Annotated in this window: 13 protein-coding genes; 7 read left to right on the forward strand and 6 right to left on the reverse strand. The window is 67.5% G+C overall.

Annotation, left to right across the window (positions count from 1 at the left end; genetic code table 11):
• Positions 1–26 precede the first annotated feature (26 nt).
• From ACZYY4_RS20490 to lipE, 4 genes are read left to right on the forward strand one after another with little or no spacing between them, the layout of a single operon-like run.
• Entirely contained in the window at positions 27–851 is an 825-nt protein-coding gene (locus tag ACZYY4_RS20490) for a crotonase/enoyl-CoA hydratase family protein (RefSeq protein WP_463811880.1), read from the forward strand.
• Positions 851–1,174, forward strand: coding sequence for a DMT family transporter (locus ACZYY4_RS20495; RefSeq protein WP_463811882.1), 324 nt, complete (start codon positions 851–853; stop codon positions 1,172–1,174). The genes ACZYY4_RS20490 and ACZYY4_RS20495 overlap by 1 nt, the downstream gene beginning before the upstream one ends.
• Positions 1,171–2,049: an acyl-CoA thioesterase gene (locus tag ACZYY4_RS20500; RefSeq protein WP_463811884.1), complete on the forward strand. Its 879-nt coding sequence runs from the start codon at positions 1,171–1,173 to the stop codon at positions 2,047–2,049. Before ACZYY4_RS20495 ends, ACZYY4_RS20500 begins: the two co-directional genes overlap by 4 nt.
• Before the next feature lie 44 nt (positions 2,050–2,093).
• A complete protein-coding gene (gene lipE, locus ACZYY4_RS20505; protein WP_463811899.1) occupies positions 2,094–3,338 on the forward strand; it encodes a lipase LipE in 1,245 nt (414 codons plus the stop codon).
• A 109-nt stretch (positions 3,339–3,447) separates the two neighbouring features.
• Here lipE and ACZYY4_RS20510 read toward each other — a convergent pair whose 3' ends face one another.
• The 6 genes from ACZYY4_RS20510 to ACZYY4_RS20535 all read right to left on the reverse strand — a co-directional run bounded on the left by ACZYY4_RS20510 (position 3,448) and on the right by ACZYY4_RS20535 (position 11,477).
• Entirely contained in the window at positions 3,448–6,576 is a 3,129-nt protein-coding gene (locus tag ACZYY4_RS20510) for a PGRS repeat-containing protein (RefSeq protein WP_463811885.1), read from the reverse strand.
• 58 nt (positions 6,577–6,634) lie between these two features.
• Positions 6,635–7,777, reverse strand: a complete 1,143-nt coding sequence (gene gjpA / locus ACZYY4_RS20515) for an outer membrane porin GjpA (RefSeq protein WP_463811886.1) — start codon at positions 7,775–7,777, stop codon at positions 6,635–6,637.
• A gap of 530 nt (positions 7,778–8,307) precedes the next feature.
• Positions 8,308–8,835: a MarR family winged helix-turn-helix transcriptional regulator gene (locus ACZYY4_RS20520; protein ID WP_463811887.1), complete on the reverse strand. Its 528-nt coding sequence runs from the start codon at positions 8,833–8,835 to the stop codon at positions 8,308–8,310.
• 56 nt (positions 8,836–8,891) lie between these two features.
• Positions 8,892–9,395 carry a MarR family winged helix-turn-helix transcriptional regulator gene (locus tag ACZYY4_RS20525; RefSeq protein WP_463811900.1) on the reverse strand — a complete coding sequence of 168 codons (504 nt, stop codon included), beginning with the start codon at positions 9,393–9,395 and terminating at the stop codon, positions 8,892–8,894.
• A gap of 586 nt (positions 9,396–9,981) precedes the next feature.
• The gene (locus tag ACZYY4_RS20530) at positions 9,982–10,521 is read right to left on the reverse strand and encodes a MarR family winged helix-turn-helix transcriptional regulator (RefSeq protein ID WP_463811888.1); all 540 of its coding nucleotides are present in this window, start codon (positions 10,519–10,521) and stop codon (positions 9,982–9,984) included.
• Between the two features lie 284 nt (positions 10,522–10,805).
• On the reverse strand, positions 10,806–11,477 hold the full coding sequence (locus ACZYY4_RS20535) for a hypothetical protein (RefSeq protein ID WP_463811889.1): 672 nt from the start codon (positions 11,475–11,477) through the stop codon (positions 10,806–10,808).
• An 83-nt stretch (positions 11,478–11,560) separates the two neighbouring features.
• Between ACZYY4_RS20535 and cynR the strand changes: the two genes are divergently transcribed.
• From cynR to ACZYY4_RS20550, 3 genes are all read left to right on the forward strand, one after another.
• On the forward strand, positions 11,561–12,478 hold the full coding sequence (gene cynR / locus ACZYY4_RS20540; protein ID WP_463811890.1) for a transcriptional regulator CynR: 918 nt from the start codon (positions 11,561–11,563) through the stop codon (positions 12,476–12,478).
• Positions 12,479–12,572: 94 nt separating this feature from the next.
• Complete coding sequence (locus ACZYY4_RS20545) at positions 12,573–12,830, forward strand: hypothetical protein (RefSeq protein WP_463811891.1); 258 nt, start codon at positions 12,573–12,575, stop codon at positions 12,828–12,830.
• Positions 12,827–13,300: a hypothetical protein gene (locus ACZYY4_RS20550; protein ID WP_463811892.1), complete on the forward strand. Its 474-nt coding sequence runs from the start codon at positions 12,827–12,829 to the stop codon at positions 13,298–13,300. Before ACZYY4_RS20545 ends, ACZYY4_RS20550 begins: the two co-directional genes overlap by 4 nt.
• Positions 13,301–13,368: the final 68 nt, after the last annotated feature.

Here is a 13,368-nt window from a genome sequence, read left to right on the forward strand (position 1 = left end):
GGGAGGGCGCACGCTACGGTCTGGGTATGACCGAGTCCTATGAATCCGTCACCGTCGACACCAAAGACCACGTCGCCCAGGTCACCCTGATCGGGCCGGGTAAGGGCAACGCGATGGGCCCGGCGTTCTGGGCGGAGCTCCCGCAGGTCTTCGCCGCGCTCGACGCCGACCGCGACGTGCGGGCGATCGTGCTGACCGGCTCCGGCAAGAACTTCAGCTACGGGCTGGATCTGGCCGCGATGGGCGGCACCATGACGCCGATGCTGGCAGAGGGGGCGCTGGCCGGGCCGCGGGCGGACTTCCATCGCGAACTGCAACGCATGCAGGGCGCGATCACCGCGGTCGCCGACTGCCGCACCCCGACGATCGCGGCGATTCATGGCTGGTGCATCGGCGGCGGGGTGGACCTGATCTCCGCGGTCGACATCCGCTACGCGGCCGCCGACGCCAAGTTCAGCGTGCGCGAGGTCAAGCTGGCCATCGTCGCCGACGTCGGCAGCCTGGCCCGGTTGCCGCTGATCCTGTCCGACGGGCACCTGCGTGAGCTGGCGCTGACGGGCAAGGACATCGACGCCGCCCGGGCGGAGAAGATCGGCCTGGTCAACGACGTCTACGCCGATGGCGAGGCCTGCCTGGCCGCCGCGCATGCCACCGCGGCCGAGATCGCTGAGAATCCGCCGCTGACCGTTGCCGGTGTCAAAGACGTGCTCGACGAGCAGCGCACCGACCGGGTGGCGGCCAGCCTGCGCTACGTCGCGGCCTGGAACTCGGCGTTCCTGGCGTCCAAAGACCTGATGGAGGGTATCGGCGCCATCATGGGCAAGCGCAAGCCCGAGTTCACCGGCGAGTGATGGCCTGGCTCCTGCTGCTGGGGGCGATCGGTTTCGAGGTCGCCGGAACGCTGTCGATGCGTGCCTCCGACGGCTTCAGCCGGTGGCAGTGGACGATTCCGGTGGCGATCGGCTACCTGGTGTCGTTCGTGTTGCTGGCGATGGTGCTCAAACGGGGCATCCCGGTCGGGGTGGCGTACGGGGTCTGGTCGGGGATCGGGGTGGCCCTGACCGCGGTGCTGGCCAAGTTCTTGTTCGACGACCCGTTCACGGCGGTGATGGCCGGCGGTGTGGTGCTGATCGGCGCCGGGGTGTACCTGATGGAGATCGGGGCGCACGCGTGAGCGACGACGTACCGCACCTCCAGCCGTCCCTGGCCGACATCATCGCCACCCTCGACGTCGACCGCGTCGACGATGAGCACTTCGCCGCCACCCAGCTCGACAACCCGGCCCACCACATCGTCGGCGGCCATATCGCGGCTCAGGCGCTGATGGCGGCCGCCCGCACCGCCCCCGGCCGGGTACCGCACAGCATGCACGCCTACTACGTGCGGGCCGGGGATGCCCGACGGCCGGTGGACCTGCACGTGGAGGTGGCCCGCGACGGGGGAACGCTGTCGACGCGACAGGTCACCGCCCGCCAGGACGGCCAGATCCTGCTGGAGGTGCTGTCGTCGTTCACCAGTGCCGTCGACGCACCCGACTACCAGCAGGCGATGCCCGAGGTGCCCGAACCGGAGTCGCTGCCGTCGTCGCAGCAGCAGCTCGCCGACTACGCCGAGGAGCTGGGCGGCTACTGGGTCCAGCCGCACCCGTTCGACCAGCGCTACATCGACCCGCCGCCGCGCGTGGCCGTCGACTTGGCCGAACCGTCCCCGCGAATCCGGTTGTGGTGGAAGCCCGTCGAGCCGGTGCCGGCCGACGCGGCGCTGCACAGCGCCCTGTTGACCTACCTGTCCGGCACCAAGATGGTCGAGACGGCGGTGGCGATGCGGCGGGCCACCCCGGCCAGCACCTTCAACGCGCTGATCGACCATGCGCTGTGGTTTCAGCGGCCCGTCGACCTCTCGGATTGGGTGCTGTCGGATCAGTTCTCGCCCAGCGGCGTCGCCGGGCGCGGCCTGGCGACCTCGACGATGTACAACCGGGCGGGCCAGCTGGTCTGTGTCGCGACCCAGGAACTCTATTTCGGACGACGCAAGGAGCAGCGGCAGTGACTTCCCAGCCTCCCGGGACTCCGGAAAGACCCGAGATTCCCGAGATGACGACGCCCGACGGGCGGATCCGGGTCCCAGCCGACCTCGATGCCGTGACCACGGTCGGCGAAGAAGACCACTCCGGGATCGATCCGGCGGCGGTGGAGCGGATCTGGCAGGCTGCGCGGCACTGGTACACCGCCGGCATGCACCCGGCGATCCAGCTGTGCCTGCGCCACAACGGCCGCGTCGTGCTCAACCGCGCGATCGGACACAGCCGGGGTAACGCGCCCACCGATCCTGCCGACGCCGACAAGGTGACCGTGCGCACCGACACCCCGTTCTGCGCGTACTCGGCGGCCAAGGCGATCAGCTCGACCGTGGTGCACATGCTCGTCGAGCGCGGTTGCTTCTCGCTCGACGACCGGGTGACCGACTATCTGCCCGACTACGGCCGACACGGCAAGGGCCGCACCACGATCCGCCAGGTGTTGACGCACAGTGCCGGGGTGCCGTTCGCCACTGGGCCGCGCCCCGACGTGCACCGCGTCGACGACAGCGACTACACCCGCCAGCAACTGGCGAACCTGCGCGCCATCTATCCGCCGGGGTGGGCGCACATGTATCACGCACTGACCTGGGGTCCGCTGGTGCGCGAGATCGTCTCGGCGGCCACCGGTCGCCACATCCGCGACATCCTCGCCGAGGAGATCCTCGACCCGCTGGGTTTTCGGTGGACGAATTTCGGTGTGGCGCAAGAAGATGTTCCCTTGGTGGCGCTCAGTCACGCCACCGGCCGGCCGCTCCCCGCGCCGGTGGCCGCGGTGTTCCGCAAGGTGATCGGCGGCTCCATGCACGAGATCATCCCGTTCACCAACACCCCGCTGTATCTGACCAGCGTGATCCCGTCGTCGAACACCATCTCGACGGCGTTCGAACTGTCTCGCTTCGCCGAGATCTGGCGCCGCGGAGGCGAACTCGACGGTGTGCGAGTGGTCTCACCGGAGACGATGGCCGCGGCGACGGCCCAGTGCCGGCGACTGCGCCCCGATGTGGCGACCGGGCTGGTGCCGCTGCGCTGGGGCACCGGCTACATGCTGGGCTCGAACCGGTTCGGCCCGTTCGGCCGCGGAGCACCGTCGGCGTTCGGGCATCTGGGCCTGGTCAACGTCGCGATCTGGGCGGACCCGGCGCGTGAACTGGCCGCCGGGCTGATCTCGAGCGGCAAGCCCGGCCAGGATCCCGAGGCCAAGCGCTACAGCGCGCTGATGGACCGGATCGCCGCGGAGATCCCGGTTCTGCCGCGTTAACTCCGCTCAGTGTGAACGGGTTGGGCAGTGCACGGGACAGCCTGAAACGCGACCGCCCCCGCCGAGTCCCGTGTGGGACCCGACGGCCGCGATACGCGATCTCTCGGCGTCAGCCGGGGGTACCGGGCTGACCGTCTGCGCCGGTATTGCCGTCTGCACCGGGGTTGCCGCCGGGGCCGCCCGGACCACCGGTGCCACCGCTGCCCCCGGTGCCGGGGTCGCCCGCCGCGCCGCCCGTACCGCTGCCGGTCGGGACACCGCCGTTACCGGCATTTCCGCCCGTCCCGCCGTTTGCACCGGCCCCGCCGTTGCCGCCGTTGCCGTCGTCGCCGCTGACACTGGTCCCGCCGACACCGCCCTTGCCACCGTCACCGCTGGCACCGCCGCTGCCGCCGTCACCACCGGCCAGGCCGTTGCCGCTGGCATCGACACCGCCGTTACCGCCGGCGCCGCCGACGCCGCCCAGGCCGCCGGCGCCACCGACGCCGCCGGCGCCACCGGTGCCGCCTTGCGAGGTGCCGCCCGTACCACCGGTGCCACCGTTGCCGGCGGACCCGCCCGCGGTGCCATTGCCGCCGGCCCCATTGACTGGGCTGGTTCCGGCCGTTCCAGCTGTCCCGACACCGCCTTTGCCACCGGCGCCACCGGCGCCACCGTTGCCGTCGGTTCCAGCATTCCCGGCGGTGCCGTTGGTCCCGCTGGTGCTGACGCCCCCGGCGCCCGCGGTGCCGCTGGCGAGGCCGCCGGCCCCGCCGGTACCGCCGTTACCACCGTCCAGCCCGTTGCCGTTCGAGTCGACACCGCCGGCGCCACCGGCGCCACCGGTGCCACCGACGCCACCGTTGCCGGCATTGCCACCGGTACCGCCGTTACCGGTGACCGCCGTGCCGCCGGCCCCGCCGCTGGCGCCGTTGCCGCCAACGCCGCCGTCCCAGCCGTCGCCGCCGACGCCGGCCGGGTGCGCGATCCCCTTGTGCCCAGGCGCACCGCTCCCGCCGTTACCGGCATCGCCGCCGTTACCGCCGTTGCCGGTGCCTGTCGCCGCACCGCCGACTCCGCCGTTACCCGCGTCGCCGCCGTTCAGGCCGACACCACCGTTGCCGCCGTCGCCAGCGTTGCCGCCGTTGACCGCACCGGCACCGGTGCCACCGTTGCCGCCGTTTCCGCCGTGACCGCCCGGCCCGGGCTCACCGCTACCGTTGTTAAAGATTGCACTGAGGCCGCCCACGCCGCCGGCACCGCCGGTGCCCGCATGGCTGGCGCCGAACGGGTTCCCGGCGACCGATACGCCGCCGCTGTTACCGCCGGCGCCGCCGTTGCCACCGTCGCCACCGGACAGCAGCCCGGCTGCGCCGGTACCGCCCGACCCGCCATTACCGCCGGACGCGGTGCCGTTACCACCGGTCCCGCCGTTACCGCCGTCACCGGCGTTGCCTCCACCACCGGTCAGCGCTGCCGCGGCGGCACCGCCGGCACCGCCGGCACCGCCGTTGCCACCGGTGCTGGCGACATTGGCACCGATGGCGCCGTCGGCGCCGTTACCCGCGTCTCCGCCACTACCACCGGTACCGGACGCTCCTGCACCTCCGGCACCGCCGTTCCCGCCGTTGCCGCCCTTGCTGAAGATGGTGCCGCTGCCCGAGGTCCACCCGGTGCTCTTCGCACCGTCGGCACCATCGCCGCCGTTACCGCCGACCCCGGCGTTACCGGAGGTCACGCCACCGCCGACACCACCGGCGCCGCCGTTGCCGCCGAGGTAGGTTCCGGTGCCGGCCGTGCCGCCGTCACCGCCGACGCCGCCGGTACCGGTGCTGGTCGCACCGCCGCGGCCGCCGATGCCGCCGTTTCCGCCCGTGGTTTGGACCGTCGCGTCATCGGTGGTCGCGTTGCCACCAGCACCACCGTGACCGCCGACGCCGCCGAGCCCGTCAATGCTGTTGCCGCCGGAGCCGCCGATACCACCGTTGCCGCCCTTGCCGGTACCGAGCCCGCCGTCGCCACCGGCGCTGCCGCCGCCGCCGGTGTTGGCGCCCTCGGATGCGCCACCGTTTCCACCGTTGCCGCCGTTACCGCCGGTCGAGCCGTCGCCGCCGTTTCCAGACAGGCCGGCGTCACCGCCGACGAGGCCGCCGCCGCCCGTGCCTCCGGTGCCGCCGTTGCCGCCCTTTCCGACGTAGTCGCCGCTGAGCGGATCCTTGTAGCCCTCACCGCCGTTCGCCGCGGTACCGCCGTCGGCGCCGACCCCGCTCTGGCCGACCTGCCCGTACGAGCCGTTGAACTTCACGCCGCCGATTCCGCCGCTGCCGCCCTGCCCGCCGGCACCGCCGTTGGCGCCGTTGAGGTGACCTGCCGTGCCGTCATCCACGCCGTTCGCGGCGGCTCCGCCGTTACCGGCGGTGCCACCGTAGCCGCCTTCGCCTCCGTTGCCGAAGGAGTAGCCGCTGCGGCCGCCGGCACCGCCACTGCCGCCGTAGCCGCCGGCGTCGCCCTGGCCCGTGCCGCTGTCGGCGTAGCTGCCGGCGGCGCCGTCGGTGCCCTTGCCGCCGTGGCCACCATTGCCGCCGTTGCCGAACAGCCAACCCACGGCGTCGCCGCCGGCACCACCAGTACCACCGAACGCGCCGATGCCGACGCCGTCACCACCATTACCGCCGTTACCGCCGATGCCCATGAAGGAACCGCCGTAACCGCCGGCACCGGCGTCGCTGCTCTCGAAACCGTCACCCCCGGCACCACCGTTGCCGAACCAGCCGGCCGCACCTCCGTCGCCGCCGGCCACACCTGCCGCATTGCTGTCCCAGCCGTCGCCGCCGTCACCGAACAACAGCCCGGCGTCGCCGCCATCGGGGTTGAGGGCGGTGCCGTCGGCGCCGTCGCCGATCAAGAACAATCCGGAGGAGTCGTTGACCCAGCCGTTGACCATCTCACCGAGATCGCTGTTGATCCAGGCCTCCATGCCGAAGTGCAGCGGCTGGTAGAACCACTGGTCGATGATCGTGCTCATGTCGAACACGCCCGCGTCGGCGCCGAGCGGGGCGTCGGCTGCCGCCGACGGGTCGAACCAATCCCAGCCGAAGTCCAATCCATCGGCCTGCGCCGACGGCGGGGTCGCCAGGGGCGCCATCCCGAATGCCAGGAACGCACCGGCCGCACCACCGGCTCCGATCATCCGCTGGCGACGCGACCGGCCGGCCTCCTGCTGTTCACGACGTCGGCTGCTGCTGTGGCGACGGCTCATTGAGGAACACCTTTCTAAGATGTAAAACGCTGGGGTAGTTGAAGTTTGGTTGGGCAGATCAGGCGAAGATGCCGTCGAGCAGCTCTTGTAACCCACTGAAGACGTTCGTAGCTTCGGCACTGGCGCCGCCGTCATCGAAGAAGTCGTTCGGGAGGATGGGCAGTTCGGCGCCCGCCAGGGGGGGCGTCACCACGACGGCGCCCTTCCCGCTCCAACCGGAGCCCAGCAGCGACCCGACGATCTGACCCCATGCCTCCCAGGCCGCGATGGGGCCGATCCCTTGGCCGTCCATTGCGATTTTGTTGAGCAGTGGGACACCGACCATTTCCAGCCCGATGCCGTTGAAAATCGAGCCGCCGACCGCCGGAACAGACGCCACCACTTCGCCGCCGGTACCCAGCACCTCGTATGGGCCGACCGAAACCGAGCCGGGGGTGAGCAACCCGCCGAACGCGAACTCCAAGTGATCCAGGCTCATACCCACTGGGAGAAATCCCGCGTCATTGATCATCGGCAGCGCGAAATCGAGATTGAGGGTGGCGCCGTTGAGGAAACCGCCCCAGGTGTTGGCCATGATCTCGTTGAAGCTGTCACCGTCGTTGATGCTGTTCATCATGGCGACCAACGGGCTGATGCCGGGACCGAGCGAGCCGATGATGACGGCACTCATCGGTGAGGTCAGGAAGTCGACAATCGGTATCACCTGACTGGAGTCGACGTCGGCCGGCAAGAAGCTCGGCAACTGGTTGTACAGGAAGGCATGGCCGGAGAGGCCCGCGCCGTCGAGGGTGTGTTGAGTAACGAGCCCCTTCGTGGCGGCCAGCATGTCCTGCACCGCGAAACCGCCCTGCACCGCCGCCAGGTGCTCCTGGATCTGCGTGTTGATGTCGGCCAGCGTGCTGCTGCTCGGGTCGTCCAGGAACTGCTGGGTGTAGCCCATCCAGTTGGCGAACAGCTGCTGCCAGGCCACCCCGGGAGCCAGCATGTAGTTGTTCAGCAGTGTCGAGGCGTTGGCGGAGGCGGTGTTGAACACGTCCTGCCACGGGTCCACGAGACCGGGGAGGCCCTCGCCTGCGGTGAGCGCGACGTCGATGACCGTGCGCACCATGGGTGCCGGAACCGACACCGGCGTCGCGGCGATCAGGCCGGACCCGGCGATGACGACACCGGCCGTAGCGTAGGGGCGAAGGATGGCGTGCAAGGGGACTCCTTAGGTCATGTGACTCAGCACCCGAAACGTAACTGAGGTTTAGCTGAAAAACACCAGCCTCCACTGGCAAATCGACAAAGCCACCCCGCCGACCACTGGCCTGGCAATCCATCCGGCAGCCCAAAACGGCAGGTACGAGCAATCGGCCCGATGTCTAGCAAACATTCAACGGCATCTACATCGTTCAACTGGAAATTACCGATGAGTAGGAACTGAAACGTGTTCACCCGACCCGATTGCGGCCCGGTTGCGCGCTATAACCCGCGCTCACCTGCGGCATACGCGCCCACGGATTAAATCGGTGTTGACAATGTAGAAACACGTGTCAAGTTGGGCATGCCAGGCACGCTGCTCGACGAGGGCAAACTTTCGAGCGATGCAGATGCGGACAACCTATCGGCGCTGGTAGCGGGCGATTCCTCGGCCCTAGACGAAGCGGATGGGAAGTTGCCAGCTTAGTACGCGCCTCGACTGGACCGGGCCGTACCTGAGAATGAATTGGTCTTCTAACTGAGTGCATCTCAGCCGGCAGTCAGCGTCCGACCGGCAGTGGCGCCAGGCCGGGCCAGCTGTGGCGCCAGGCCGGTCCGGCGGCAGATGTCGCCTAAGGCAATTGCTTGTTGGCGCGTGAGCTGATTGAGGTAGTGGGTGCGGATCTCTCGGGCATAGGTCGCAACAGCGGGCTCGAGCCGGGTCCGGCCCTGGCAAGTGATGGTGGCGAGCACGGCGCGCCGGTCGACGGGATGGCGATGCCGGTCGACCAGGCCCTGCGCTTCCAGGCGTCCGACGAGTTGAGTCACCCGACTGGGTGTCAGCGCAAATGCTGCAGCCAGGTCACACATCCGGGCCGAGGCGTGCTCCGATCTGGCCAGCAAGTCCAGCACCAGGACGTCGAACAGCGTCAACCCGTGTGCGCATACCAGGCTTTCGCTCAATCTGGAGATGAGGCGTAACGATGAGATCGTGAACTGTTGCGCGCACCTGGCCGCGTCGGCGTCGAGTCCCGCAAAATTGCCTGGCGGCTGCTCACGGGCCATCCGGCGCTTCATGACGGGCGATGGTAAATGAGCAACAGCCCCGGGCAGTGGGAAATCGATAAGTTCCCCTAGGCGCAGGTGGGCTTTGCCGGGAGGTCTGCCGCTTCCAACGAAGCGTTGATCCGTTCGCAACTCGCCCCCAACGCAAGCATTTGCTGACGGGACATCGGGTTCACGTAGAGCGTCCGAATCAGATGGGAGTAGGTCTTGAGGGCTTCGCTCACCCGCATCCGGCCATCGCGGGTGATTTCGGCCCGGATCCCGCGCCCATCGCCGGTAATACGGGCGCGGCGGACGAGCCCTCCAGCCTCCAGACGATTGGTCAGCCAAGTCACCCGGCTGCGCAACAGCATCAGCGCCTCAGCCAACTCGCTCATTCGCGCCGAACCGTTGTCGGACTTGGCGAGAAAGTGCAGCAGCCTGAACTCGGACAGAGCGAGCCGGTGCCTATCCATCAGACTCCGGTTCAGCGCGACCACCAGGCCTAGCGATGACGCCACGAACTGCTGCCAGGCGAGTTGCTCGATGCCCTCGAGCCCCGGCAGGCGAATCGCCGGTATACCAGCGCCCATCTCGTCCACAGCGGGCGACGGTATCGAACCAGACCCTGAAATGACCGCGGAAATGTTCAGGGATTCAATACTGCCCACAGATGTGTGACGCCCAGCGGTGGCCCGCAACCTTTACCGGTACGGCATCCGCGCTGCTCCGAGACGCTTCGAACCGGATGCCGGCAAATGATACGAGACGCACTCGTTGATTCAATCGGAAAATAACTCGCGGGTAACAATAGGAACGTGTTCTAGTACGTCTCGATCATAGCTGTCACCTCCACCACCTTGGGTCACGGCTGGCCAGGAATCGCTACGGGTGGAAGCGCAATTTGCTGCAAGCTCCAGAGAGCGATCGGCCGTCGTACCGTAACCCCTCGATATCGATGAACCGGTCCGGCATACTGAGCAAAGGTATGGCGTCGATGCGAAGAACAGTCGCTACCTCCAAAACCAACGAACCAATAGTCAGCCGACGAGTAGTCCACGTGGAACGTGCCGTACGGGCGCATTTGAGAGGCTCCGCACGTGCGAGGTAATTGACGAATCCAAGCCCCAACAGCAGCGGTTTCCAGCCACCAAAAGATTACTCGCCGTGCAGGAGCAATCAGGTTTGCTGGAGCGGGCGCTCGACGGCGGCCCGGGAGGCCTGGATCGCGGATCCGCCCGACTTCAAGCCGGAGTTGATCCGTCGACAATTCTCCTCAAGGGTCGCCAATTGCCGACCGGACAGCGGCCCGATGAGGTGAGTCTGAACTCCCTGGGCGTAGTTGCGGCCGGCATGCCCTGCCACCCGCCGGCCGTCGTCGGTGATCCTGGCCAACACCCCACGCCGGTCGTCGGAATTGGGCTCGCGTTTCACCAGTCCGCGCTCCTCCAGTCGGCGGATACGCTTGGTCATGTGGTGCGGATTCGCCGCCAGCGCATCAGCGAGATCACCCATCCGAACGGCCCCGTCAAGCGACTTGTCCAGGATGCCCAACACTCGCAAGTCGATCACCGAAAGTTGGTGCGCATCGGTCAGCAGTCGGTCCATCGCAGTGTGAAACCGTAGTGCGGCATGCAGGTAGTTCTGCCATGACTTCTGTTCGGCGATATCCAATCCGGGCAGGTCACTGGCGGTACGACGGCGATAAGGACGCTGCATGTCGTCATGTTAGTCGAGGCTTAGCTAGAAATGGTCAACGAGATTCCGCGTCAGTGCACTGGTGCATATTTCATCTACGCGGTCCGCTCCGTAGATAATGCATGTAAAATAGTCGAGTTCAGTTGCACCGGCTCAGGGCCCTGGACTGGATCAATTCGAAATTCCCTGATGGACAGCTCCCGGTGCAGCATATGCCTGGATAAAGCCCATCCATATTTCGGATACAAGATGGATCCCGGCCGCACATCGACACCGCACGAAGACGATCGGGTGCCGCTGAACCCTTACAGCTTGATCCGCGGGTCCGGCGCGGTCGGCGGCCCCTGGGCCGGCGCGATACCGCAGGCCGACGCGAACTGCTGCGGAGTCAGCCCGTCGGCGGAGTTCATGTCGCAGCGTCCGAATGGCGGGCAGCCTTCCGGCAGCCCGCCGCCGTAGCCCCGCCCGTCGGTGTACTGGTGGGCCACTTTGCCCGGATACGGCGGGTTGGCGCCGTAGGCGGCGACGATCAGGCGGATCCCGTCGGGCTTGGTGGGCCACAGCCGGTTGAGGTCGCCGACGTTGCCGTAGCCGATGATCCTCGCCCGATTGCCGCACCAACCGGCAAGGTTCCAGTACAGCCGGTTGATCGCATCGGACTGGTTGCCGCCGGGGTTGCCACCGGATTCGACGTCGAGCATCACCGACACCCGCGGGTGCAGTCCGCCGTTCGCGGCGAACATGGCCTGCACCGTGTCGGCGTTGGACTGCCAGGTCGCCGGCCGCACATAGGTGTAGACGATCCCGAACGTCAGCCGGCCGTCGTCGAGTGCGGTACGCATCCATGCGTAGTTGCGGGCGAAATTGTGGTCACGGTAGGTGCCGTCGCAGACCCGGATCGAAAGCACCCGGTATGGATAGGAATCGTTAACCGGCACTTGGAATTCGGAAACGTCGGCGAAGAGCGTGTCGGGCAACACGGTTCCCTGTTCTGCTCGGTTTCGGTGGGCGTGGACACGGTATCGCACCATCGGCGGCCGCGGATTCCTATAGTTGGTCGATGGAGCTGCGGCACATCAAGTATCTGCTGGCGGTCGCCGACCACCAGAATTTCACTCGGGCCGCCGAAGCGCTGCACGTCTCCCAACCGACGCTGTCCCAACAGATCAAACAACTCGAGCACACGCTGGGGGTCGAGCTGTTCGACCGATCGGGTCGCACCGTCCGGCTCACCGACGCCGGTTCGGCCTACGTGCACCATGCCCGGCTCGCGTTACGGGATCTGCAGGCCGCCGAGCGGGCCGTGCACGACGTCCGGGATCTCTCGCGCGGCAACCTGCGGATCGCGATGACACCTACCTTCACCGCGTATCTGATCGGCCCGCTGATACAGAGTTTCCGGGAGGCCTACCCGGGGATCAGGCTGACGGTCCTGGAGACCAACCAGGATCGGATCGAAGCCGACCTGCTGGCCGATCGACTCGACCTCGGGATCGGCTTCGCCGGCCCGCACGCGGCCGGGATCGAGGCGCGGACGTTGTTCACCGAGACGCTGGGCCTGGTGGTCGGGTCCGGTCATCCGCTCGGGACGGCCACGGCCCGGGTGGCGATTTCCGAGCTGTCCGGCGAACCGCTCGGCCTGCTCAGTTCGGATTTCGCCACCCGATTGCATGTGGACGCCTATTTCAGTAAATGTCGCGTGCCGCAGAATATTGCGATCGAGTCAAACTCGATCAGCGCGTTGTTGGAGCTGGTGCGGCGTGACGTCGTCGCTACAGTGCTGCCGGATGCGATCACCGCCGAACGCCCCGACCTGCACCCGGTGCCGCTGGATCCACCGCTTCCGACCCGCACCGCACAGCTGCTCCAGCGTGCCGGTGTCTACCGGTCCGCGGCGGCGCGGGCGTTCACCGAGACCCTCGACACGGTGGTAGCCGCGCGACGGTGCCCGTCGGGCAGGTATTGGGCTTACCAATAGCTCCGCGTGGTTCTTCGTATTGGACAAGACAGTATCCGAAATTCCATGCTGAATGTCGTCTGAAAGAACACTTTTCGAACAGTTGGAACGTGCGATGCAATATTTGAAGTTCAACCTGATCAACAAGCACGGAGTGTCCGACCAACGCGGCGAGGTGGTGATCAACGCCTCCGAGATCGAGTCGGTGCGCTCGTTCATCCACACCGACCACATCCTGTCGCACCACGAGGTCGGCTCGATCATCACGACCAAGACTGGTGACAAGCACCATGTCTCACAACACACCGACGAGATCGCCGAGATGCTGCGGCTGGCCGTCGAAGGCGAAGAAGGTTGGGTAACCATACGATGACGACCGCCCTGTACGACGAGACCGCAAGCGCTCCCGGCCTGGCCCAGCTTGAGCAGCGATTGCCGATCCCCCGGGGCCACAGCGTCGCGGTGATCAATGCACCCCTCGAATCGGGGCTGCGGCTGTTGGCCATCAGTCGCGCGAACCCGTACGACTCCAAGGTGGTCATCGCGTTCGCAACGCGCCGAAGGGAACTGGCGTTGCTGCGGGCGGCCTACAGCGCGGCGTCCGCGGGCCGGCCGGCTTGGATCGTCTACCCGGAGCCGGGCCGGCCCGGGACCGATCTGCGTTGGGAGTGGTTCCTGGCTGCGCTGCGCCAATACGGCGTTGACGCGGCACAGCACGTTTCGCTCGAGGGCGGCTGGGAGGCGGTGCTGTTGCAGCGGATCGGAAGAGAGGACCCGGACCTGGTGCTGGTGGGCCGTCGGGCGCCTGAACCGGATCACCATGGCGGTGGCGGAGGTGTGTGAGTTCACGACATAGGTGACAGGTGAGTCGCGTCATGGGTGACACCAGTAGGGATGGTCGATGAGTCGCG

The sequence above is a fragment of the Mycobacterium sp. IDUB_21 genome (genome assembly GCF_055419425.1).